The sequence below is a fragment of the Providencia sp. PROV114 genome (assembly GCF_032704305.1).
GTDB lineage: Bacteria > Pseudomonadota > Gammaproteobacteria > Enterobacterales > Enterobacteriaceae > Providencia > Providencia rettgeri.
Map to the genome: position 1 here is coordinate 1,850,403 of NZ_CP120528.1, position 24,110 is coordinate 1,874,512.

Consider the following 24,110-nt stretch of genomic DNA (forward strand, 5'->3'; position numbering starts at 1 on the left):
AGAGCTCAATGTAAAAAACTGGCGAGATGATGAGTTTTTTTTAATTAAAAAATTTATTATTCATGAAATGTATTGTAATAAAAAAGCCCTGATAGTTTCCTATCAAGGCTTTTATGTTTACAGCTAGCGAGTTGTTAGAAATCAGCAGGTTTTGCCATTTCAGAGGTTGCGACGTTTGAAGCAACGTGGCCACCTGCGCCACCTTTACCTTCAAAGGTAGAGGCTTCACGCTGGAATTCTGTTATCTCAAATGGTGCAGCAGCAACTGCAGGGGCTGGTGCTTTTGTCATTGGAGAATAAGCATGACGTTTATGTAAGCTGACCGCTGGGCTGCTTGCTACCGTTGCTGGTTCAGCTACGGCAACAGGTTCGATAACTTCCTCGACACTGACTACTTCAGTTGAAGTCGTGATAGTAACTTGAGGAAGCTGCGTTTCTTCAACGACGTCATTAACCTCTTCATTGACAATAACAGGCGCCGTTTGTTCGTCTACGATAGTAACGCTTTCAACCGTTTCTGTTTGAGCTGTTTCAACTTGCGGCTCAATAATCTCAGCCGCTATTTCTACAGTCTCTTTTATTACTTCGACGGTTTCAACTTCCTGTGTACCGTTAGTTTCATCGATGGCAATTGGTGCTGATTCAACCATGTGATCGACAGTGGTTGCTTCGTTAACTAAAGATGTTTCTTCAGTATTAACGGTTTCCACTGGAGTGTCATGCGACTCTTGCTTAACTTCCTCAGCCACGACAGGAGTGACGGCCACGCTACTTTGTGACGGGGTAACATTTGTCGTTTCTGCTACAGGAGCATTATTAATACTTTGTTGTTCAAGCATTTCTTCATTAGTGATGATTGCCATGCTTTCTTGTTGAGGCTGGGCAATTGGGTAATGAATAAATACTTTGCCAGACGCCAGCTCAGGTGAGGCAACGGCAGCGATTAATGGCATTGGTGATTTAGTTAGATGGCGTTCATCACGATAACGACGGCGACGTTGCCCACTGACACGTAAGTGACGTGGTGAACGACGTGAGCGTCGTGGAATGATGGTGTCTTGCTTTTCTTCGCCTTCTGCTTGAGTGTTTAACTCTTGCAGGTCGTCAGTTTGTGCGTCACTTTCAACTGGGGTAGTAGGGGCAACGAGTGCTGGTAATGCAGCAACAGGCATTGCCTCCGCGACTTCAGTCACTTCAGCAACTTGTTCGTTGTCTGTTACACGGATTTTTTGTGTCAATTGACGACGTTGGCGACGTGGCGTAACAGGACGTTGTTCTTCTTCCTTTTCAGCCGCATTCTCTACATTGTCTTGCTGAACATCTTGTTGTGATTTAGCAACTTGCTGTTGACGTTTTTCATCTTGACGACGGCGACGTTCAGCGCGTTGTTCACGACGTTGTTGCTGATTATCACGATTCGCATTGTCAGTTGTTTGCTCGTCTTGCGTGTTCGTATTCTTATTGTTGCGACCTTTATTGCGATTATTCGTTTCATCCGCTGATGCATTACGATTATTGCGATCATTACGGTTGTCGCGATTATCACGGTTATCACGATTGTCACGATTATCAGTATCATCGCGGTCACGACGATTATTATTACGACGGTTATTGTTGCGACGATCATTATTCCGACGGCGCTCATTATTATTGCGGTTTTTCGGCGCTGGTTTCTCAACCACTTTTTCTTCTTCGCCAAACAGGCCTTTAAAGAATGCCGCAATTTTGCTGAACAAACTAGGGGATGCAGGTTCAGCCGCCGCTGATTTAACAGGTGCTTTTGTTACAGTTTCTTTTGGTTTCACTGTAGACATGTCTACAGGCTCTTGCAGTGCAAAAGCAGAAATTGCAGGTTGCTCAGGTGTTTTACGTTCAGATGTCGTTTCATCAATCTGATTTAACGTCTCTGTTTCGTGATATTGCGCTAAGTTATAGCTTAACGTATTGACTTCTTCACCTTTACGAATGCGGATCACATGGAAGTGAGGCGTTTGCATTTGGTCATTAGGAACAACAACAACACGGACATGGCTTTGACGTTGTTCGATATCACTGACCGCTTTGCGTTTTTCGTTCAGCAGGTAAGAGGCGATTTGTACGGGGACAATGGCATGCACTTCATGGGTATTTTCTTTCAGTGCTTCTTCTTCAATAAGACGAAGAACGGACAGAGAAAGTGATTCGTTGTCACGAATGGTTCCGGTTCCTGAACAGCGAGGACACACATGGTGGCTTGACTCACCTAAAGAAGGGCTCAAACGTTGACGAGACATCTCCAATAACCCAAAGCGTGAGATGCGTGCAATTTGAATGCGTGCACGGTCTTGACGTACCGCTTCACGTAGGCGGTTTTCAACTTCACGTTGATGCCTAACGGGTGTCATATCGATAAAGTCGATAACAATCAAACCACCCAAGTCGCGAAGACGCAATTGGCGTGCAATTTCATCAGCCGCTTCTAAGTTAGTGTTGAACGCAGTTTCTTCGATATCGCCACCACGTGTTGAACGTGAAGAGTTGATATCGATAGCGGTCAATGCTTCAGTGGTATCAATTACTAATGCACCGCCTGATGGCAAGCGAACTTCACGTTGGAACGCAGATTCGATTTGTGATTCAATTTGGTAGTGGCTAAAGAGTGGAACATCACCACTGTAGTGTTTGATTTTGCTTGCAAAATCACCACGGCCGATAGCTTCGATATGGTTGCGTGCCATTTCGACAACTTTTGGGTTGTCAATCAAAATTTCGCCGATATCTGGGCGCAGATAATCGCGGAATGCGCGGACAATAACGTTACTTTCTTGGTGAATCAAGAACGGTGCAGGGCGATTTTCAGCGGCTTTTTGGATCGCTTCCCAGTGACGTAAACGGTAGAGTAAATCTTGTTGCAGCGATTCTGCAGATTTACCCACACCTGCGGTACGAACGATTAAGCCCATGCCGTCTGGAATTTGTAAAGAAGACAGTGCTTCTTTTAGTTCAGTTCGATCTTCGCCTTCGATACGACGTGAAATGCCCCCCGCACGTGGGTTATTTGGCATTAAAACGAGGTAACTTCCTGCCAAGCTAATGAAGGTGGTTAGCGCCGCACCTTTATTGCCACGCTCTTCTTTATCCACTTGAACGATAACTTCTTGGCCTTCTTTTAACACATCTTTGATGTTAGGACGGCCTTGAGAGTGATAGTTGCTTGGGAAATATTCACGAGCGATTTCTTTGATAGGAAGGAAACCGTGTCTTTCAGCGCCGTAGTCAACAAAAGCAGCTTCAAGACTAGGTTCGATACGAGTGATTTTACCTTTATAGATGTTGGCCTTTTTTTGCTCATGACCGGGACTTTCAATATCCAAATCATAGAGACGTTGCCCGTCAACAAGGGCAACACGCAACTCTTCCTGTTGAGTTGCGTTTATTAGCATTCTTTTCATGTTATTACTTACTCATTATTTTCTTTTAAATAAAGAGCAGCGAAAGAAAGAGCTACTGTAAACCGATGGCCTCGTGATTTTTACAAAACCGTCTGCCTCGCGGCAGTCGTTCGTATAGAGACGCGCAGTATTCGGTGAACCTGATTTTTAGATTAAAAATTCAGCGTTCTTAATCAGGATGCCGTAAGTTATTAAAGAAAACGGAAGTTCCTAACCCAATAAGCCAAAATTCGTTGCTCGCTAATTTATTTGATGTTGCTAAATGTCTTACGCCATTGCTGCATTGTTACGCCATCAAATAAGAAATCCTATAAAACGTTAACTTTCGTTTTTTAAACATCTCAGCAACTTCATATTATTCCATTGCCATAGCTATTATAGCAAGTCGATACGGAAGTTATATGGAAATTTTATTTAGAAATAGGATAAATCATGCAGAAAATAACCAAATTAAAAAAAAACATAAAAAATTTTGTGGAGTCGGTATGATAGGGAAAGCAAATAAGCGCATATTTTAATCAATTAGAGTTAACGCATTCCCGAATGAATACACAAAATCAAGTTCAATTTATTGACATCAGCGATGACGAAGCTGGGCAACGTATCGATAACTTTTTGCTCACTAAACTTAAAGGTGTGCCAAAGAGTATGATTTATCGCATTATCCGCAAAGGGGAAGTGCGTGTTAACAAGGGGCGGATAAAGCCTGAATATAAATTAGTCGAAGGGGACCAAGTACGCGTTCCTCCCGTTAGGGTTGCTGAGCGTGAAACCGCACCGGTTTCGGCGAAATTGGATAAAGTCGCTGCATTAGCGAATTGCATTTTATTTGAAGATGACGTTCTCTTAGTACTGAATAAACCATCGGGAACTGCTGTTCATGGTGGGAGTGGTTTAAGCTTTGGTGTTATTGAAGGTTTAAGAGCGTTACGTCCAGAAGCGCGTTTCCTTGAGTTAGTTCATCGTCTTGATAGAGACACCTCAGGTATTTTATTGGTGGCTAAAAAGCGCTCAGCACTTCGAGCGTTACACGAACAATTGCGTTTGAAACAAATGCAAAAGGATTATTTAGCACTCGTAAGAGGCAACTGGCAGTCGCACATGAAAGTTATTCAAGCCCCTTTACTTAAAAACATTCTACAAAGTGGCGAGCGAGTCGTTAAAGTGAGCAGTGAAGGAAAACCGTCAGAGACGCGTTTTAAAGTGGAAGAACGGTTTGATAATGCAACTTTGGTAAAAGCGAGCCCTGTCACGGGGCGGACACATCAAATACGTGTTCATACACTTTATGCAGGGCATCCTATTGCATTTGATGACCGGTACGGTGACAAGCAATTTGATAGCCAACTGGCAGGGACAGGTTTAAATCGCTTATTTTTGCATGCGAGTGCATTGAAATTTACGCACCCTAAAACGGGTGAAGAGATGCGTTTGCAAGCCCCTTTAGATAACCAATTGAATCACTGCCTAAAAATATTACGTAGCCGTAAAGCAGAAAAGTAAGTCATTTGATTAACTGGCAGGTTTTCCCTGCCAGTATAAAGGATTAATTATCAAATAATGGGCTAACTTGGTGTGGACGTAACATTTCGAGTAATAAAATAAGCGGAAGCCCAACTAACGTATTGGGGTCACGCCCTTCTAAACGCTCAAATAAACTAATTCCTAGTCCTTCTGATTTAAAGCTCCCTGCGCATTGATAAGGTTCATCTTTAAGTAGGTAATTCGTTATTTCTGCATCAGATAGTTGCCTGAAATGAACGTGAAACAATTCACACTGCACATTAAATTTATCTGTTTCAGTATCAAGCAGGCATAGTCCAGTATAAAAAGTGACCTTATTACCTGACGCGGATTTAAGCTGCTGAAAAGCGTTATCAAAATTATGCGGTTTCCCCATAATTTTATTATCAATAACACAAACTTGATCAGAGCCAATAATCAAGTGCTGAGAGTATTGAGCTGAGAGTGCGTTAGCCTTTGCATGAGATAAACGCATAACTAAAGCCTGAGCCGACTCATTCAAAATGGGGGACTCATCAATATTGGGGGCCACTGCTAAAAAAGGTAATCCCAGTTTTTTTAGTAGGGCTTGTCGGTAGGTTGAAGTTGACGCCAAAATAATCGATTTCATGATTTTTCTCGAAACTCGTAGCCAAAAGGGTTAACTCATTTTAAACTATAAAACGTAAAACCTACGGTTTTTTGGTGAAAAGGCGAGTTTACCCCGCCTTTTTCTTTGACTATAGCTCATTACAAAGTTAATATGCGCGCCTTATGCAAAAGGTAAAATTACCCCTGACTATCGATGCGCAGCGTGCAGCTCAGAAAAACCTCGACTATGTCGGGAGTTATACACCTGAGCAAGTTGCACGTCTTGCAGAATCAGTAGTCAGTGTAGACAGTGATGTAGAAACCGAATTATCATTTAATATTGATAAACAACGTCTCACGGTTATCGAAGGGAAATCCGATGTGGATCTCACCCTCCAATGCCAACGTTGCGGAAAAAATTTCAAGCATCATGCCTACGTATCGTATTGTTTTAGTCCTGTCGTCAATGACGAAAAGGCCGAAGCATTACCGGAGCTCTACGAACCGATTCAAATTGATGAATTTGGTGAAATAGATTTGCTGGGAATGATAGAAGATGAAATAATTCTATCCTTACCAGTTGTTCCGGTTCATGATTCTGAACACTGTGAAGTGTCCGAAGCGGACATGGTGTATGGTGAACTGCCTCCCGAGGCAGAAAAACCAAACCCATTTGCCGTATTAGCCAGTTTAAAGAAAAGTACTTAAGGAGTAAGGTCAATGGCCGTACAACAGAATAAACCAACTCGTTCAAAACGCGGTATGCGTCGTTCACATGATGCACTGACTGCTACCCTAGTTTCTGTAGATAAAACTTCCGGTGAAACTCACCTGCGTCACCATGTGACTGCAGATGGTTACTACCGTGGCCGTAAGGTTATCAACAAGTAATTTGTTGTTACCTTGGCTAATCTAACCATTGCGTTAGATGCTATGGGCGGGGATGTTGGTCCCCGCGTCACGGTGCCTGCTGCATTGCAGGCACTGGCATCTAATCCAGCACTCAAATTACTGCTTGTCGGTCAACCCGAAGCCATTCAACCTTTGCTTGCACACCAAAGTGCTGAGCAAATTTCGCGTGTCGAAATTATTCCTGCGGACGGTATTATCGCAAACGATGCAAAACCATCAAATGCGATAAGACAAAGCAAAGGAACCTCGATGCGAGTGGCCTTAGAGTTAGTGAAGACAGGGCAGGCACAAGCGTGCGTGAGTGCGGGGAATACGGGTGCGCTGATGGGGCTAGCAAAATTAATGCTAAAGTCTATAGAGGGGATTGAGCGCCCAGCGCTAATGACCATCTTACCTAATCAGCAAAAAAGCCAAACAGTTGTGCTAGATTTAGGCGCTAATGTTAACTGTAGTAGTGATATGCTAGTCCAATTTGCCGTAATGGGTTCCGTGATGGCAGAAGAAGTGGTTAACATTTCTAAACCGAGAGTCGCGTTACTGAATATTGGCGAAGAAGAGAGTAAAGGTCTGGATAATATCCGCGAAGCCGCCTCAGTATTAAAAGAAACATCATCAATTAATTACATTGGTTATGTAGAAGGTAACGAATTACTGACAGGTAAAACCGATGTGTTAGTGTGTGACGGCTTCGCAGGTAATGTCTCATTGAAGACGATGGAAGGCGTAATACGCGTCATCCTTTCATTGATAAAATCGACCGGTGATCAACATAAAAAAAGCAGTTGGTTTATGCAACTGGCGAAAAAATGGTTAAAAAAACGTTTAATGAAACGTTTTGGGGACATGAACCCCGACCAGTATAACGGTGCGACTCTGTTAGGATTAAAAGGTATTGTCATCAAGAGTCATGGTGCAGCGAATGAAGGCGCTTTCAAAGCGGCTATTGACCGCGCAGTACAAGCTGTTGAAAAACAAGTCCCAGAAAGAATAACAGCGCGACTAAATATTGTTTTACCCAGGAGTGATCAATAACCTATGGCTATGTACAGTAAAATCTTAGGAACAGGCAGCTACTTACCAGCACAAGTACGTACCAATGCTGATCTGGAAAAAATGGTTGATACTTCTGATGAGTGGATTGTGACACGCACTGGCATACATGAAAGAAGAATTGCCAACGAAGATGAAAGTGTCTCAGTGATGGGTTTTCAAGCTGCCAAAAATGCGTTAGACATGGCGCAAGTCGATGCAACTGACATTGGTTTGATTATCGTTGCAACCACATCAGCAACTCACGCTTTTCCTAGCGCTGCTTGCCAAATTCAACAGATGCTAGGTATTCAAGATTGTGCGGCATTTGATGTCGCAGCAGCATGTGCAGGTTTTACCTATGCGATTAGTATTGCTGATCAATTCGTCAAAACAGGTATGACCAAAAAAGCATTAGTTATTGGTGCTGATGCTTTATCTAAAACATTAGACCCAGCAGATCGTGGCACGATTATTTTATTTGGTGATGCGGCAGGGGCTGTTGTTATCGGCGAATCTGAAGAGCCGGGTATTATTTCGACGCATTTACATGCCGATGGCCGTTATGGGGATTTACTCACATTACCTAATCGTAGCCGTTGCTCTGAAGACCCTGCCTATTTGACCATGACAGGTAATGAAGTCTTTAAAGTTGCAGTGCGCGAATTAGCACATATTGTTGATGAGACACTGGCACAAAGCGGTATTGCCAAAGAAGAACTTGATTGGTTGGTCCCACATCAAGCAAATTTAAGAATTATCTCTGCGACGGCGAAAAAATTAGATATGACAATGGATAAAGTCGTTGTCACATTAGACCGTCACGGTAATACTTCAGCAGCATCAGTTCCTACAGCGTTGGATGAAGCGGTGCGTGATGGTCGTATTCAGCGTGGTCAACTTGTGCTTTTAGAAGCCTTCGGTGGCGGTTTCACTTGGGGCTCTGCATTGGTTCGTTTTTAATTAACTGAGAAAATAGACATGACACAATTTGCTATGGTATTTCCCGGACAGGGTTCTCAGTCTTTAGGGATGTTAGCAGCATTGGCTGAAGAAAATCAGCTTGTTGAGCAAACATTCGCTGAAGCATCGGAAGCATTGGGTTACGATCTCTGGGCGTTAGTACAAAATGGGCCAGAAGAAGAATTAAACAAAACATGGCAAACACAGCCTGCTTTATTGGCAGCTTCTGTGGCTATTTTCCGTGTTTGGAAAGACAAAAATGGCACGATGCCTACGATCATGGCGGGTCACAGCCTTGGTGAATATTCTGCTTTAGTTTGCGCGGGTGTTATCGACTTTAAACAAGCGATTAAACTGGTTGAATTGCGCGGAAAACTCATGCAAGAAGCCGTTCCTGAAGGCACTGGTGCGATGTATGCCATTATTGGTTTGGATAACGAATCAATTGAAAAAGCTTGCCAAGAAGCTTCTCAAGGCCAAGTTGTTTCACCGGTTAATTTTAACTCACCGGGCCAAGTCGTGATTGCGGGTGAAAAAGCCGCAGTTGAACGTGCGGGTATCGCATGTAAAGAAGCGGGGGCTAAACGTGCGTTGCCATTATCTGTTAGCGTCCCGTCTCATTGTGCATTAATGAAGCCAGCTGCTGATAAATTAGCCGAAGCGTTAGAAAAAATTGATTTTTGTGAGCCAGACTATCCAGTTATTAACAATGTTGATGTTAAAATTGAGAAATCGGCACAAAATATTCGTGATGCTTTAGTCCGTCAACTGTATAATCCAGTACGCTGGACGGAAACAGTAGAATTAATGGCAGATCAAGGTGTTGAACATCTTATTGAAGTAGGCCCAGGAAAAGTATTGACTGGTCTTACCAAGCGAATTGTCTCTAATTTAACTGCCGTCGCAGTCAATGATCCTGTATCATTAAGCACTGCTTTAGAAAATAGCTGAGGACGACATGGGCTTTGAAGGAAAAATTGCGCTGGTAACAGGCGCGAGTCGTGGAATTGGTAAAGCTATTGCTTTAACATTAATTGCTCGTGGTGCTACCGTTATCGGAACAGCAACCAGCGAAAAAGGCGCAGAAGCCATTACCGCTTATCTTGATGGTAAAGGTAAAGGTTTAGCGTTAAACGTGACTGATGCAGCATCAATCGAAGAAACTTTGACCAAAATCCGTGAAGAATTTGGTGAAATTGATATTTTGATTAATAATGCAGGTATCACTCGTGATAACCTATTGATGCGTATGAAAGAAGATGAATGGCAAGATATTATTGACACCAATCTTTCATCCGTTTACCGTTTGTCTAAATCCGTTTTGCGTGCCATGATGAAAAAACGTTGTGGACGTATTATTTCAATTGCATCCGTTGTCGGTGTGATGGGAAATGCGGGGCAAACTAACTATGCAGCAGCGAAAGCAGGGTTAATTGGTTTTAGTAAATCATTGGCTCGTGAAGTCGCTTCTCGTGGTATCACTGTCAACGTCGTTGCACCTGGTTTTATCGAAACTGATATGACTAAAGCATTGACAGATGAACAGCGTGCAGGCATTTTATCTCAGGTTCCTGCGGATAGACTGGGTGATGCACAAGAAATTGCCAGTGCTGTAGCGTTTTTAGCTTCTGATGAAGCTGCTTACATCACAGGTGAAACATTGCATGTCAATGGTGGCATGTACATGATCTAAAGAAATGATGGAACTATTTGCATTATTAGTGTTATCTAACGCTAAATAATGCAAAATAATAGTTCCAACAGCCGGGATTGGGTTGTATCTTTTCCTGTATTTCATAAACTACGAAAACCATCGCGAAAGCGAGTTTTGATAGGAATTTTAATAGTATGAGCACTATCGAAGAACGCGTTAAGAAAATCATCGTTGAACAACTGGGTGTTAAAGAGGAAGAAGTTGTAAATACAGCTTCATTTGTTGATGACTTGGGCGCTGATTCTCTTGACACAGTTGAGCTGGTTATGGCTCTGGAAGAAGAGTTCGATTGCGAAATCCCTGACGAAGAAGCTGAAAAGATCACAACAGTACAGGCTGCGATTGACTACGTCGAGAACGCATCTAAATAATTGTACGAAAAACTTATCTAGGCGATCACTCGATCGCCTATGTTCCTTTTGTAACTTTTCCCTCCTTGGAGGAAATACGTGTCTAAGCGTCGTGTAGTCGTAACCGGACTGGGCATGTTATCTCCTGTCGGCAACACAGTTGAGTCATCATGGAAAGCTGTTTGTGACGGACAGAGTGGTATCAGCCTAATCGATCATTTTGATACTACTAACCACGCAACTAAATTTGCTGGCTTAGTAAAAGATTTCAATTACGAAGAATTTGGCATCTCCCGCAAAGATGCTAAGAAAATGGACCCATTTATCCAATATGGTATCGCCGCGGGCTTTCAAGCCTTTAAAGATGCTGGATTGGAAGTAACAGAAGCCAATGCTACTCGAATTGGTGCAGCGATTGGTTCTGGTATTGGTGGGTTAGGCTTAATTCAGGACAACTGTGAGTCATTACTGCACGGTGGACCTCGCAAGGTAAGCCCATTCTTCGTACCATCGACCATCATTAATATGGTGGCTGGTCATTTAAGCATTATGTACGGTTTCCGTGGCCCAAGTATTTCAATTGCAACAGCCTGTACATCAGGTGTGCATAATATTGGCCATGCAGCACGTATGATTGCTTACGGTGACGCCGATGTAATGGTTGCAGGCGGTGCTGAAAAAGCGACTACACCACTCGGTGTGGCCGGTTTTGGTGCAGCGCGTGCATTATCGACTCGCAACGATGACCCGCAAGCGGCAAGTCGCCCATGGGATAAAGACCGTGATGGTTTTGTTCTGGGAGATGGCGCAGGTATTATTATTCTTGAAGAATATGAACATGCGAAAGCGCGCGGTGCAAAAATTTATGCTGAAATTGCAGGGTTTGGGATGAGCAGTGATGCTTATCATATGACATCACCACCTGAAAATGGTGCGGGCGCTGCACTTGCGATGGAAAATGCACTGAAAGATGCAGGCATTAAAGCCAGTGACGTGGGGTATATCAATGCTCACGGTACTTCAACTCCTGCCGGTGATTTGGCAGAAGCACAAGCGGTTGTTAATGTATTTGGTGAAGGCACAGAGGTATTAGTTAGCTCAACCAAATCAATGACAGGTCACTTACTGGGTGCTGCGGGTGCTATTGAGTCAATTTTTACTATTTTGTCATTGTGCGATCAAATTGTACCGCCAACCATTAATCTGGATAACCCAGATGAAGCGTGCAAACTGGACTTTGTTCCAGGTGAAGCACGTAAAGTTGAGAACATGGAGTTCGCTCTGTGTAATTCATTTGGTTTTGGTGGCACCAACGGTTCATTAATTTTCCGTCGTTATCACGGCGAATAATTAATCTATTACCGTTATTAATTAGCCCTAGTCACTTAATGTGGCTGGGGCTTTATTTTGTCCAGTTCTTTGCACAGTTCTTCGCTTTAGTTTATGATAATCCCACTTGATTACTGTCTGATTTATCAGCTTTTATTATAAGTATTATCAATGTCATATTGGGTTAATGGGCAACTTTGCCAGCAAATAAGTGTTACTGATCGCGCAGTCTCTTTTGGGGACGGCTGTTTTACGACCATACATGGCGTTAATCAGCAAGCTAAAATGTTAAATGAGCATATTGCCCGGTTACAGCATGATAGCCAAAGATTAAAAATTGCACAGCCAGATTGGAAAAGCTTAGTAGACCATCTAAAGCAGATTTGTGCAGAGCAAACTCAAGATGAGTTTGTGATTAAAGTTATCCTAAGTCGTGGTGCAGGCGGTAGAGGATATAGCGCGAAAGGTTTTACCTCGCCGACGGTGATAGTCAGTGTTTCTCCCTTCCCAAATAATTATGTTCAGCTACAGTGTAAAGGGGCACGCCTCGTTCTCAGCCAAATTCCGTTAGCTCGTAACCCATTACTAGCAGGAATGAAACACCTCAACCGTCTGGAGCAAGTTCTTATCAAACAAGAGGTTGATGAACTTGATGCAGATGAAGCGATTGTGCTAGACACCGACGGTATTATTGTTGAATGTTGTAGTGCGAATGTTTTCTGGCGAGTTGGGCAAGTAGTATACACCCCAGTTTTATCTCATAGTGGGGTAAATGGATTAATGAGACAAAAGATCATATCACTACTAGAGGATAGCCAGTACCATCTTCAGCAGGTCGAACGCTTTGCTAACGTGTTAACTCATTGTGATGAAGTGATTATTTGTAATACGTTGATGCCAGTTTTACCAGTACAAAGCATTCAAATGAGTCAACAGTGTCCGCCATTGCAATTTGCGTCTCGTGAGTTGTTTGAGTATTTATTTTTGCGTTGCAAAATTTAGTTTTTATAAATGAATTAATTATTACCAACACACGCATTGAAATGGTCAATAAATGAAATTAGCCAAAAAAATCATTCTCATCGCCGTTACCTTGGCTGCTATTGTTGCAGTCGCTGTCTATTGGCAATACCGTCAGGTATTGAACTATGCCAAAACGCCTATCAGTATCACACAAGAAAAAATCTTCACAGTTCCTGCAGGAACTGGGCGTGTTGCATTTGAAGGGTTACTTATTGAAGATAAAATTCTTGAAAAAGGGAATGAATTCCAATGGTTGCTCAAGCTACGTCCTGAACTGGCTCAGCTAAAAGCGGGAACTTACCGCCTGCAACCGGGAATGAACGTTGAACAGCTCCTACAATTAATTGTGAGTGGTAAAGAAGCACAGTTTTCAATCCGTTTTATTGAAGGTAATCGCTTGAGTGATTGGGGTAATATTTTACGAGATGCGCCTTATTTAGAGCATAAAACCACCAACTTAACCCCGACAGAACTGCATGCGCTTATTGGGTTTAACGAGGAAGGTACTTTAGAAGGATGGTTGTATCCTGATACCTATTTATACACAGCGGGAACAACAGATGCTGAAATCCTGAAACGTGCTTATAAACGTATGCAAAACAGCCTTGATGAAGAGTGGAAAGGGCGAGATAGGGATTTACCCTATAAAAATGCCTATGAAATGCTTATTATGGCTTCGATTATTGAAAAAGAAACCGGTGTTGATAGTGAAAGGGCCCAAGTTGCTTCCGTGTTTGTTAACCGCCTAAAGAAAAATATGCGTTTGCAAACCGACCCAACCGTCATCTATGGGTTAGGCGACAAGTATCGCGGTAAAATTTATCGTAGTGATTTAGATAATTATACTCCGTACAATACTTATAAGATTGATGGTTTGCCACCCACACCGATTGCGATGCCAAGCCTTGCATCGTTAAAAGCTGCAGCACATCCAGCTAAAACGGATTACATATTCTTTGTCGCAGATGGTAAAGGTGGGCATACTTTTAGTCGTAATTTAAACGACCACAATCGTGCCGTTAAAGTTTACCGCCAATTTGAACAGCAAAACTGATAAAAATGAAAAACCAATTTATTGTTATTGAAGGTCTTGAAGGCGCTGGTAAAACGACAGCAATCAACACGGTTGTCGATACGTTGAACCAAGCCGGGATCACAGATATTGTATTCACTCGTGAGCCTGGGGGCACCCCACTGGCAGAAAAATTACGCGAGCTAGTAAAGCAAGGCATTGCGGGTGATAAGGTCACTGATAAGGCTGAGTTGCTCATGCTTTATGCTGCCCGTGTACAACTGGTTGAAACAGTGATTCGTCCTGCATTAGCGGCGGGCAAATGGGTGGTCGGTGACCGTCATGATTTATCTTCCCAAGCGTATCAGGGTGGTGGACGTGAAATTGACCGTCATTTGATGCAATCATTACGTGACTTAGTGTTGGGGGATTTCAAACCTTCATTAACGTTATACCTTGATTTACCACCTGAATTAGGTTTGCAGCGAGCAAGGTCTAGAGGTGAATTAGATAGAATTGAAAAAGAGTCGTTAGCATTTTTCGAAAGAACACGCCGCCGTTATCTTGAGTTGGCCGCGGCTGATGAAACGATACTCACTATTGATGCAAGCCAAAACATTGAGCAAGTACAGCATGATATTCGCCAAACGCTGACCGAATGGTTAGCGCGTGCTTGATAAACCACATAAGGTATTAATCCCATGAATTGGTATCCTTGGTTAAATGAACCTTACCGACAAATCATTACTGCGTACCAAAGCGGTCGAGGCCACCACGCGTTACTGCTTCATTCAATGCCGGGAAATGGTGCGCAAGCGCTATGCTATGGAATTAGTCGTTGGCTTATTTGCCAAGAAAGAGACGGGCTAAAAAGCTGTGGACAATGCCACAGTTGCCGTTTGATGCTTGCAGGCAATCATCCTGATTATCATATTCTTGAGGTAGATAAAGGAAAGTCGACTGTTAGTGTCGATGCGGTTAGGAAATTAATTGAAACCTTGAGTCGCCATGCCCAACAAAGTGGTAATAAAGTGGTGTATATTCCACAAGTTGAGGCATTGACGGATGCGGCAGCTAATGCGTTATTGAAAACATTGGAAGAGCCAGCAAAAGACACTTATTTTTTATTAGGAAGTGATAAACAAGAGGATTTGCTTGCAACTATTCGCAGCCGTTGTCTAAGTCATTTCTTACCTGCACCCGATTTACAAATAGCACTCTATTGGCTGCAAAAGCAAAAACCAGGTATTGCTACTGAAAATGCGATAACGGCATTAAAAATATGCCAAGGTGCACCGGTTTCTGCGCTAGCTTTATTGGACGAACAACGTTGGCAAAAACGTAATGCACTATGTCATAGTTTAAGCCATGCATTGCAAACGGGTGATATGTTGAGTTTGCTGCCTAGTTTGAATATCGATGAGGTGCCTGATGCCTTAAATTGGCTACTCAGCTTATTTGCGGATGCCATTAAAATTCAACAAGGTGCGGGGGCTTTTTGCATCAACCAAGATCAGCAGTCTCAAGTCCTACAATTAGCCGGTGCTATGAATCGTACTCAGTTAATAAATATGTATGATAAGTGGTTATATTGCCGTCATCAATTACTGACAGTTCCTGCATTGAATCAGGAACTGATTCTGACAAATCAATTATTACAATGGGAAGCTTCATTGGCTGTCCCTACATTTTAAAAAGAGTTAAATATGTTTGTTGTTGATTCACACTGTCATCTCGACTGTTTAGATTATGAAAAGTTACACACGAATGTCGATGATGTTATCGCAAAGGCCTCGGCTCGTGATGTTCGCTTCATGTTAGCGGTTGCAACGACGTTGCACGGTTTTGAAAGCATGAAGAAAATGATTGGCCTGCGTGACAATATCGCTTTTTCATGTGGTATTCATCCCCTTAATTTAGACGAGGGATATGATTTTGCACGACTAGCACAATTAGCGGCAGGAAACGAAGTCGTTGCGCTAGGAGAAACTGGGCTGGATTACTATTACCAGCAAGAAAATGCTGCACTACAACAAGAGTCTTTTCGTCAGCACATTCGTATCGGTCGTGAAGTGAATAAACCGGTTATTGTACATACTCGTGCGGCACGAGAAGATACGTTATCTATTTTACGCGAAGAAAACGTGATGGATTGTGGCGGGGTATTACACTGCTTTACTGAAGATAAAGATACGGCAGTGGAACTACTCGATTTGGGCATGTATATCTCATTTTCAGGGATCGTCACATTTCGCAATGCGGAACAAATTAGAGAAGCCGCCCGAGTTGTTCCTTTAGATCGCATTTTAGTCGAAACCGACTCGCCATACTTGGCACCAGTTCCTCATCGTGGTAGGGAAAACCAACCTGCGTACGTTCGGGATGTTATTGAGTACATGGCCGTGCTGAAGGGCGTTAGTGTTGAGCAGCTTGCTGAAATTACGACGCAAAACTTCAATCGTTTGTTTCATTTAAATGTTGGTACAAATAACGTATAAATTAGTTCACAAGAACGATTAAATGACTAAGGAAATTGAAATGGCAGAAGAAACGATTTTCAGTAAAATTATCCGTCGCGAGATCCCGGCAGATGTGGTTTACCAAGACGAACTTGTCACGGCATTTCGTGACATTTCACCACAAGCACCATCACATATTCTTATCATCCCTAATAAATTAATTCCGACTGTAAATGATGTTACTGCGGATGACGAACTAGCGTTAGGCCGTTTGTTTACTGTAGCGGCTAAAATTGCCAAAGAAGAAGGTATTGCAGAGAATGGTTACCGTTTAATCATGAACTGTAATGAACATTCAGGCCAAGAAGTGTTTCATATCCACATGCATCTAGTGGGTGGTCGCCCATTAGGCCCTCTATTGGCGAAATAATAAGGTATAGGGGTCGACGATGAACCGTATTGCATTACTTGCTTTGGTAACCGTGTTGCTAAGTGGTTGCGTATTTAAAAAGACACAAGGACTGGTTTTTAATGAGCAACAGCGCATCATTATGGAGCCAGCAGTACTTGCACAAGGGGTCATTGTCGAAAACCCAGTGATAGGTAATGAAAATCACCAAACTATCGCCACGATCAATATGAGTAATTCGCAATCTGAAGTGGTCAATATTGCTTATCGTTTATATTGGTATGATAAGCAAGGGTTAAAAGTAGACACTTCAAATATTATGCATCAGCAAATTGCGGCGAATTCTGTTGCGAAAGTTCGTGCCGTGACTTCCTCTCCACGTGCAACAAATGTACGTGTTCATGTATTTTTATCGCCAAAGGCCGGAGAATAATAATGAAACGCATTTTAATGGTTGCTGCCGCGACATTAATTTTGGCTGGCTGCCCTTCATATCCACCTCAACAACCAGGTACACAACCCCCGATAGTGCCCGTCGAGCCTGAAAAACAACCGGAAGTGACTCCGCCACCCGTTGATGTTGTGCCAACTCCACCAAAACAACAAACTATAGATTGGTCAGCTTCCATTACGCCTTTAGTTAATCAAATGGTGAGTGCGGATGGGGTAGAAAGTGGCAAAGTATTGTTAGTTGACTCAGTGAAAAATAATACGAATGGCTCACTGCCTGTGCAGGCTGTGACATCAGTTATGACAACCGCGGTTGAAAATACGAATCGCTTTAAAGTTGTTCCTGCCAGTGTGGTGAGTTCTGCACGTAAAACACTCGGTTTATCACAAGAAGACAGCTTAGTAACCCGTAGCAAAGCGATAGGGTTAGGCCGCTATGTTCAAGCAGAGTATGTGATCTACAGCGTGATGTCAGGCTCCAACAAAGAAAGAAGCCTTGAAATGCAATTGATGGAAGTGCAAACAGGTGAAATTATTTGGACTGGAAAGCACAATATTGAGTAACCCGCAGTCGCTTTTTCGGCTGTTAGCGTTGTGTTTTCCAACAATCTCTGTCCATGATTGGAAAATATCTTCGCTAACAGGGCTATCAGGTGGAAGCTTTTTGTTGCAATGTTCCTTATCTGGTAGTGAAATAAAGCTTATCGCGCGCGCTGATGGAAATGTACAAACTGCTTTGTATGTTGACCGAAAGAAAGAAGCGCGGATATTGCAGCAATTACGCGCTTATTCATTTACACCTAAAGTGATTGGCCGAAATGCGCAATGGTTATTATTAGGGTGGTGTGAAGGACAACACCCTGATAATAATACTTTTCTGTTACCTAGTTTTCAGTGCGAGCTTGCAAATATAGTCACACAATTACATCGCGCTCCACTGCTGGGGTATCATTTACAACTACGCGATGAAATATCACATTATGGCTATTTAATTGATAAAAAAAGGTTTTCGCCTCGCTGGAAAAAATTACATCGTCATTTTACCTCTGATGCATTTCCCAAAACGCTGAAACTGGCTCCTGCCCATATGGATATTCATGCAAAAAATATTGTTCGTACATCAACAGGGCAGTTAATGCTATTGGATTGGGAATATGCAGCCAATACAGATATCGCTTTTTCTTTAGAAACCTATTTTCAATTTAATGGTCTGACTGACATTCAGCGAGATTTTTTCTTAACGCAATATTGTGATATTCACGGTGCTTATCGTGACAAACAGCAATTGGCGAAAAGCTGTCAATCATGGGCACCTTGGGTAAAATATATGACATTAATGTGGTATGAAGTGCAGTGGAATGAAAGCCAGTCATCTGACTTTTTGTTACACTCACAGTCATTAAGACAATATTTTGGTTTATTAGGTTGATGGCTGAAAGCTATCAGAAAACAGTATCGAATTGAGATAATTTGTTTAATAAGTGAGGCATGTTATGGGTCCTATAATGCTAGATGTTCAGGGTTATGAATTGGACAATGAAGAGCGCGAAATATTAGCACACCCATCCGTGGGCGGCTTAATATTATTTACCCGTAACTTTCATGATGCAGCGCAATTACGAGAGCTTGTTCGCCAAATTCGTGACGCATCAAGACACCGGTTATTGATAGCCGTTGACCAAGAAGGTGGTCGAGTACAGCGTTTTCGTGATGGTTTCACCGCATTGCCTTCTGCTCAGGCATTTGCCGCGCTCAATAGTGAAATGGATGGCGCCAAGCTTGCTGAAGAGGCGGGCTGGTTAATGGCATCAGAGATGATAGCCATGGATATTGATATTAGTTTCGCACCTGTTCTGGACCTTGGCCATCAAAGTATTGCGATAGGCGAACGCTCATTCCACGAAGATCCTGAAATTGCCATGGTTATGGCGGAGCGTTTTATTAAAGGCATGCGCAGTGCGGGAATGAAAACAACAGGAAAACACTTTCCTGGTCATGGCGCTGTGAAAGCTGACTCACACAAAGAAACACCACGCGATGACCGCACTTTAGAGAAGATCCGTGGTAAAGATATGTTGATATTTAAAGATTTTATTCAACGAGAGCTACTCGATGCGGTTATGCCTGCCCATGTTATTTATACTCAAGCTGATGACCGTCCGGCGAGTGGATCGCCATTTTGGTTAAAATCAGTATTGAGAGAACAACTTGGGTTTCAGGGGGTTATCTTCTCTGATGATTTATCGATGGAAGGTGCGGCGGTTATGGGAAGTTATCCCGAGAGAGCACAGGCTTCATTGAATGCTGGGTGTGACATGATTTTAGTCTGTAATAATCGTGAAGGTGCTGTCAGTGTTTTAGATAATTTACCAAAACAACATGATAGCCAAGCTTCTAAGCTATATCATAGTGGTCGACAATATAGCTTAACAGAATTACAAGCCGTTGGGCGTTGGAAAGAAAGTCATCGTCAACTGGTTGACTTGCATTCACGTTGGCAAGAACATCGCTAATAATTTCAATGATATCTAAAGGGCCAGTATTTTATTTACTGGCCCTTTTTTGTATCAATACACATCATAAAGCCCATGATTATGCATAAATAAAATAATAAAATTATTGCCCACAGTAAAAGTTACCCGTAACTTCATTAATAATTGCACAGTTAATCTCAATGTTATTTGAAATTGCTTTAGATAAAATGAATCAATACTTATTTCACTATTAAAAATAATTAGATGATTTTTTATTGAAATAAAAAAATGAAAATATTAATAATTATATTTATTGTTAATTGTATTTTGAGTTTACTTAAAATAAATAACTGGAAATTTGGATTATGGTCTGTTTTTTCATTTAGTTGGAATTATTAAATATGATTATGATACTTTTAATCATGAAATCGATTATCTTCAAAAGTTAAGATAATTTTAAATAAATGAAACATAAGATGAGTTAAAAGGGGGAGGGAATCACTAAGTCATGCTTATCATTTACTCAAATGTTACTTAATTGAAATTGAACGCTAGGGAATAATGCTTTCTTCTATGAGGAATTAAATAAAACATTCATAGATTGGTTATACACCTATCAGCAATATGCATTTATATGTGAAATTTTATTAGGTTATATTTTATTCATAAGTCTTTATATGTATCAAGCTGATTACAAATATCCATTTAAATCTGTGTTTTAACCAGATATAAATGAATTATTTATTAAATCCTATCCAAATGAAAGATTTATACATTAAGAACCCCTTAAGATAAAACGTGACCAATATCACTATTAATGGGTAGTTTAATGCAACCGATGTAACGTGTTGTGACAGCGATCGTTTTAATTGACATAAAATTACGATAGCATTCGTATTATGAAAGATTTATGACAATTTAGAGTGATAAGTAATCAATTAAAAAAAACAGCAATTTAGAAGTTGTATTTTAAGTTAAATATTTAAATTGATTTGAGGTGATTATTTCTCAGGGGCATCTTTTGTCATAAAAAATAGATAAGGAATAGAGTGGTAATTATTTTTTAATGGGTAAGTGTAGCGTCATTGCTTGAATTTTAAGTTAAATAAACGCGTAATGTGAGTAGTGTGTCATTATCGATTAAATAATATATTTATGTAATCCCTATAAGGGATACCTCTATTCATAGAAATAAGTAAACACAAATGCAGACGAATACTGTATTAAATTTTTTTAAAAATGACTTATGTGTTTGAAATGGATGTATCTGTTTGTCTTTAAGTGAAATTATTTTATTAAGCTAAAAATAAAAATGGTGTTTTGTTGTTCATGGAAACATGGTACAGCATAAAATTAATTCAAATAATCATTAACTAGGTTAATTCCAATGAAAGTTAAAAATATTGCGTTATTAATGCTTTCTCCTTGCTATTTAGCTGTAGCAATGGCAAATGCCAGTAACTGGGAAGATTCTATCAAGGAAAATTCATTCATTGCGGATTCGGAGCTAGAGCTGTCAACCCGTAACATGTGGAAATACTTAAAAACAGAAAACCGTTTTGATAAAGACGAAAACCGTTATAGAAAACAAGTAGCGAATGCTTGGGGTCAAAACTTTCAAGCGGATTTCAAATCAGGTTATTTCGCTGACATCATTGGTTTTGACGCTTCCTACTATGGTGGTATCAAGTTAGGCGCAAGTAAAGACTTCGCCTCCCGTGCAATTTTATATAATGATGATGGCCATGCGAAAGGGTACAACAAAATTGGTCAACGTTATGCAAAAGTAAAACTAGACCTTGAGCCAGTGAAATTTAATGCCAAAGCAGGTTGGTTTACACTGAAAAATACGGGTATTTTCACGAATTCACAGCGTTTATCATTGAACAGCTATAGCGGTTACTACACGAATACTGCGATCAGTGATTGGAGTTTGGATTTATTATATCTCGATAAAAAAGTTATGCGTCGTGATAGCCCAAATATTGATGCCATGTATTTTACTGATGCTAACGGCGTTCGACACAATGTTAATCATGTCATCACGGGTGGAATTAACTACAATACTAAACCATTGAAAGTTTACTATTTCTATGGTCAAGCCGATGATTTATTCCGTCAGCAAGGTTTAGAAGCGAAATATAAACTAACTTCAGATGTCACTTTAGGTACGCAGATCTATAACCATGAATATGGTAGTGACGGTAAGCGTACTGAGACCGATAAACAAAAAGGTAAGCGTAATTTTGACAAGCGTGCTTGGCACTATGCAGGAACGGCAGAATGGCGTATCCCTGAATCGCCTTGGACGCTAAGCACAGGCTTAACTTACACCCAAGCGAAAAAAGCGAACGGTGTCGGACAATTTGCGCGTAACCCAATTGGTAACACGCGTGGCCGTTTTAACTCTCCAGCTTATGCAGATATCGACTACGTACGTGATGGCGAAACCATGATTGCAATGGCGGCTGAATATCGTATCAGCAAAGAACTGTCTGTTGGTGCCCGTACCAACTATTCAGAATTTAAATATGAAGGTGAAAGATTAAAGCAAGGCCAATTTGGTCTGTTTAGCTATTGGAAACCAACTGAGAATCTATCCGTGTCATTAAGTGGTGGTTTGGGTTGGCACCACCAGCAAGAAAACGACTACACAACGCCAAAATTATATGATGGGCACTCACGTCGTGCACATTCGTTATCTGGATCAATGACAACGACTTACCGTTTTAAAATGTAGTCGATAATTGAAAAAGATTAAAAAAAGGTAGGATAAATGAAACATAAAATTGGATTACTCACACTGCTTATCTCTGGTGCACTCTTGGCGGGTTGTGCTCCCAAAAATACAGATACTGTAAAAGTACAAGTCATAGGTATTAATGATTTCCATGGTGCTTTACAAGCTCCGGGTGATGGTAAATTAGGCGGAATTGAGTCAATTGCAACACTGGTTAATCAATTAAGAGCACAAAACGATAAAACTATCGTGGTTGGCGCTGGTGACTTAGTAGGGGCTAGCCCATTACTGTCATCAATGTTCTATGACGAACCCACAATTGAAGCGCTAAGCGCGATTGGTATGGAAACCAGCGCAGTTGGTAACCATGAGTTTGATAAAGGTAAAGAAGAGCTGCTGAGAAAACAAAACGGTGGCTGTCACCCAACCGCAGGTTGCGTGGGTAAAGATTCCTTTGCGGGTGCTGATTTTAACTACTTAGCAGCTAACGTTATTGTTAAAGAAACAGGTGAAACTCTGTTCCCATCTTACTTTATTAAAGAGTTTGATGGCATTCCAATGGCATTTATTGGTTTAACGTTAGAAGGTACACCTGCTATCGTAACGCCAAGTGGAACGGCAGGGTTAGAATTCAAAAATGAAGTTGAAACTATCAATAACCAAGTTAAGTTATTAAAAGCACAGGGTATTAATAGTATCGGTGTTTTGATCCATGAAGGCGCAACACAACAAGTTGACACTAAAGTTAAAGATATTAACCGTTGTGATAATATCAAAGGCCCAATTGTTGATATCGTTAAACAGTTAGATACTAATGTAGACTTTGTTGTTAGTGGCCATACGCACCAAGCATATAATTGTGAAATCAATGGAATGACAGTAATTTCTGCTCAATCTAATGGGACTTTATTGTCTCAATTAAATATTGAGATTGATAGAAATACGAAAGATATTGTTAGCATCAATGCAAAAAATATCCCCGTTGAAACCAGCCGTTATGAGAAAAACCCTGAGTTAACCACCTTCGTACAAAAATACGAAAAAATTGCCTTACCTATTTCACAGCAAGTGATGGGGTCTTTGACGGCTAATGTGGATAAAAAATTATTGCCAGCAGGGGATTCTACCTTAGGTAAGATTATTGCAGATGGTCAATTATATGCAGCCTCCAGTAAAGAAGCGGGCGGTGCACAAATTGCATTTATGAACAGTGGCGGTATTCGCGCTGACATGAAAGCAGGGGAATTGACTTATGGTGACATTTTCACGGTGCAACCGTTCTCTAATGTGGTTGTCACACAGTCACTGACAGGTGCTCAAATCAAGCAAGCACTTGAGCAACAATGGGATCGTGCTCGTCCGCAAGTTATGCCTGTTTCTAAAGGTTTTTACTACGAGTGGGATGACAGCCGCCCAGTGGGTGACAAAGTTATTCAAAAATCAATGAAATTAAACGGTAAGCCGTTAGACATGAATAAAAGCTATCGTGTTGCTGCAAATGAATTCTTAGCAACTGGTGGTAGCCGTTTCTCTGCCTTTAATCAAGGTAAAGACCGTGTTTATAGCCTTCCAGACAACGAAGCATTAATGCAATACTTTAAAGATAACTCGCCAGTTTCAGTTCCAACTGATGTGCGTATCAAGAAAATTAAATAATAAAATTTAATATTTCATGAAAAACTCTGAGGGTGTTTATCATCCTTGGAGTTTTTTTTGTGCTT

At 41.3% G+C, this 24,110-nt stretch carries 23 protein-coding genes; 21 read left to right on the forward strand and 2 right to left on the reverse strand.

Annotated elements, in window-relative coordinates:
• Positions 1-134 precede the first annotated feature (134 nt).
• A complete protein-coding gene (gene rne, locus P3L37_RS07985) occupies positions 135-3,431 on the reverse strand; it encodes a ribonuclease E (protein ID WP_110731993.1) in 3,297 nt (1,098 codons plus the stop codon).
• Between the two features lie 543 nt (positions 3,432-3,974).
• Here rne and rluC point away from each other — a divergent pair.
• A complete protein-coding gene (rluC, locus tag P3L37_RS07990; protein WP_109911596.1) occupies positions 3,975-4,934 on the forward strand; it encodes a 23S rRNA pseudouridine(955/2504/2580) synthase RluC in 960 nt (319 codons plus the stop codon).
• 43 nt (positions 4,935-4,977) lie between these two features.
• Here the strand turns inward: rluC and P3L37_RS07995 are convergent, their stop codons facing one another.
• On the reverse strand, positions 4,978-5,565 hold the full coding sequence (locus tag P3L37_RS07995) for a Maf family protein (protein ID WP_004911844.1): 588 nt from the start codon (positions 5,563-5,565) through the stop codon (positions 4,978-4,980).
• Positions 5,566-5,708: 143 nt separating this feature from the next.
• Between P3L37_RS07995 and yceD the strand changes: the two genes are divergently transcribed.
• From yceD to P3L37_RS08095, 20 genes are all read left to right on the forward strand, one after another.
• The gene (yceD, locus tag P3L37_RS08000) at positions 5,709-6,233 is read left to right on the forward strand and encodes a 23S rRNA accumulation protein YceD (protein ID WP_004911841.1); all 525 of its coding nucleotides are present in this window, start codon (positions 5,709-5,711) and stop codon (positions 6,231-6,233) included.
• A gap of 12 nt (positions 6,234-6,245) precedes the next feature.
• A complete protein-coding gene (rpmF, locus tag P3L37_RS08005; protein ID WP_004253223.1) occupies positions 6,246-6,416 on the forward strand; it encodes a 50S ribosomal protein L32 in 171 nt (56 codons plus the stop codon).
• A 12-nt stretch (positions 6,417-6,428) separates the two neighbouring features.
• Positions 6,429-7,469 (forward strand): phosphate acyltransferase PlsX, encoded by a 1,041-nt coding sequence (gene plsX, locus P3L37_RS08010; protein ID WP_004911832.1) that lies wholly within the window; start codon positions 6,429-6,431, stop codon positions 7,467-7,469.
• A gap of 9 nt (positions 7,470-7,478) precedes the next feature.
• Positions 7,479-8,429 carry a beta-ketoacyl-ACP synthase III gene (locus P3L37_RS08015; RefSeq protein WP_004911829.1) on the forward strand — a complete coding sequence of 317 codons (951 nt, stop codon included), beginning with the start codon at positions 7,479-7,481 and terminating at the stop codon, positions 8,427-8,429.
• Between the two features lie 18 nt (positions 8,430-8,447).
• Positions 8,448-9,380: an ACP S-malonyltransferase gene (fabD, locus tag P3L37_RS08020; protein ID WP_004911826.1), complete on the forward strand. Its 933-nt coding sequence runs from the start codon at positions 8,448-8,450 to the stop codon at positions 9,378-9,380.
• Between the two features lie 7 nt (positions 9,381-9,387).
• The gene (gene fabG, locus P3L37_RS08025) at positions 9,388-10,122 is read left to right on the forward strand and encodes a 3-oxoacyl-ACP reductase FabG (protein WP_109911597.1); all 735 of its coding nucleotides are present in this window, start codon (positions 9,388-9,390) and stop codon (positions 10,120-10,122) included.
• A gap of 155 nt (positions 10,123-10,277) precedes the next feature.
• Positions 10,278-10,514 carry an acyl carrier protein gene (gene acpP / locus P3L37_RS08030; RefSeq protein WP_004253236.1) on the forward strand — a complete coding sequence of 79 codons (237 nt, stop codon included), beginning with the start codon at positions 10,278-10,280 and terminating at the stop codon, positions 10,512-10,514.
• A 78-nt stretch (positions 10,515-10,592) separates the two neighbouring features.
• Entirely contained in the window at positions 10,593-11,843 is a 1,251-nt protein-coding gene (gene fabF / locus P3L37_RS08035) for a beta-ketoacyl-ACP synthase II (protein ID WP_004911823.1), read from the forward strand.
• Between the two features lie 150 nt (positions 11,844-11,993).
• A complete protein-coding gene (gene pabC / locus P3L37_RS08040; protein ID WP_109911598.1) occupies positions 11,994-12,824 on the forward strand; it encodes an aminodeoxychorismate lyase in 831 nt (276 codons plus the stop codon).
• Between the two features lie 52 nt (positions 12,825-12,876).
• A complete protein-coding gene (gene mltG, locus P3L37_RS08045) occupies positions 12,877-13,899 on the forward strand; it encodes an endolytic transglycosylase MltG (protein WP_004911817.1) in 1,023 nt (340 codons plus the stop codon).
• A 5-nt stretch (positions 13,900-13,904) separates the two neighbouring features.
• Complete coding sequence (tmk, locus tag P3L37_RS08050) at positions 13,905-14,534, forward strand: dTMP kinase (protein ID WP_109911599.1); 630 nt, start codon at positions 13,905-13,907, stop codon at positions 14,532-14,534.
• Positions 14,535-14,558: 24 nt separating this feature from the next.
• Positions 14,559-15,551, forward strand: coding sequence for a DNA polymerase III subunit delta' (gene holB, locus P3L37_RS08055; protein ID WP_109911600.1), 993 nt, complete (start codon positions 14,559-14,561; stop codon positions 15,549-15,551).
• Between the two features lie 12 nt (positions 15,552-15,563).
• On the forward strand, positions 15,564-16,355 hold the full coding sequence (locus P3L37_RS08060) for a metal-dependent hydrolase (protein ID WP_109911601.1): 792 nt from the start codon (positions 15,564-15,566) through the stop codon (positions 16,353-16,355).
• Between the two features lie 40 nt (positions 16,356-16,395).
• Positions 16,396-16,746: a purine nucleoside phosphoramidase gene (gene hinT, locus P3L37_RS08065; RefSeq protein ID WP_004911802.1), complete on the forward strand. Its 351-nt coding sequence runs from the start codon at positions 16,396-16,398 to the stop codon at positions 16,744-16,746.
• 19 nt (positions 16,747-16,765) lie between these two features.
• Positions 16,766-17,158 carry a YcfL family protein gene (locus tag P3L37_RS08070; protein ID WP_004911800.1) on the forward strand — a complete coding sequence of 131 codons (393 nt, stop codon included), beginning with the start codon at positions 16,766-16,768 and terminating at the stop codon, positions 17,156-17,158.
• Between the two features lie 2 nt (positions 17,159-17,160).
• Complete coding sequence (lpoB, locus tag P3L37_RS08075; protein ID WP_004911798.1) at positions 17,161-17,739, forward strand: penicillin-binding protein activator LpoB; 579 nt, start codon at positions 17,161-17,163, stop codon at positions 17,737-17,739.
• Entirely contained in the window at positions 17,702-18,604 is a 903-nt protein-coding gene (locus P3L37_RS08080; protein ID WP_238562682.1) for a phosphotransferase, read from the forward strand. The genes lpoB and P3L37_RS08080 overlap by 38 nt, the downstream gene beginning before the upstream one ends.
• Before the next feature lie 64 nt (positions 18,605-18,668).
• Positions 18,669-19,688 carry a beta-N-acetylhexosaminidase gene (nagZ, locus tag P3L37_RS08085; RefSeq protein ID WP_004911794.1) on the forward strand — a complete coding sequence of 340 codons (1,020 nt, stop codon included), beginning with the start codon at positions 18,669-18,671 and terminating at the stop codon, positions 19,686-19,688.
• Between the two features lie 1,348 nt (positions 19,689-21,036).
• Positions 21,037-22,389: an OprD family outer membrane porin gene (locus tag P3L37_RS08090; protein WP_004911792.1), complete on the forward strand. Its 1,353-nt coding sequence runs from the start codon at positions 21,037-21,039 to the stop codon at positions 22,387-22,389.
• A gap of 36 nt (positions 22,390-22,425) precedes the next feature.
• Positions 22,426-24,045 carry a bifunctional metallophosphatase/5'-nucleotidase gene (locus tag P3L37_RS08095; protein ID WP_110731989.1) on the forward strand — a complete coding sequence of 540 codons (1,620 nt, stop codon included), beginning with the start codon at positions 22,426-22,428 and terminating at the stop codon, positions 24,043-24,045.
• The last annotated feature ends 65 nt before the right edge of the window (positions 24,046-24,110 follow it).